Source organism: Homoserinimonas sp. OAct 916 (genome assembly GCF_003260275.1).
In the GTDB taxonomy this organism is placed as follows: Bacteria; Actinomycetota; Actinomycetes; order Actinomycetales; family Microbacteriaceae; genus OACT-916.
In genome coordinates this window covers 1-279 of sequence record NZ_QJHB01000131.1, presented here as the reverse complement: position 1 = coordinate 279, position 279 = coordinate 1, and the positions used below count along the sequence as shown (strand labels likewise).

1 protein-coding gene is annotated in these 279 nt (G+C 68.8%); it reads left to right on the top strand.

The window, feature by feature from the left end; translation table 11 throughout:
* Positions 1-30 precede the first annotated feature (30 nt).
* On the top strand, positions 31-279 hold a 249-nt coding region (locus DL891_RS16985; protein ID WP_198668996.1), incomplete at its 3' end, for a hypothetical protein.

The window sequence follows — 279 nt, the reverse complement described above, 5'->3', positions numbered from 1 at the left end:
GCGCATCGCGAGCCAACAGGAGCGCCACGCGTGAGCACCCGACGCCCGACCGATACGATCACTACCCTTGCCACGCGCGCCGGCTTCGAGGTCGAGTGGCAGGATGCGCACCATACGACGCAGCATGTACCGGAGAGCACGCTCGCCGTGCTGCTCGAACGGATGGGCTTGCCCTGCGCCAACGCCACGCAGATCCGGCACAGCGCGGCCACGCTCGACGCCGAACTGTCCGGGCGCAAATTGCCGCCGTTGATGACCGCGGAGGTCGACCGCGGCATC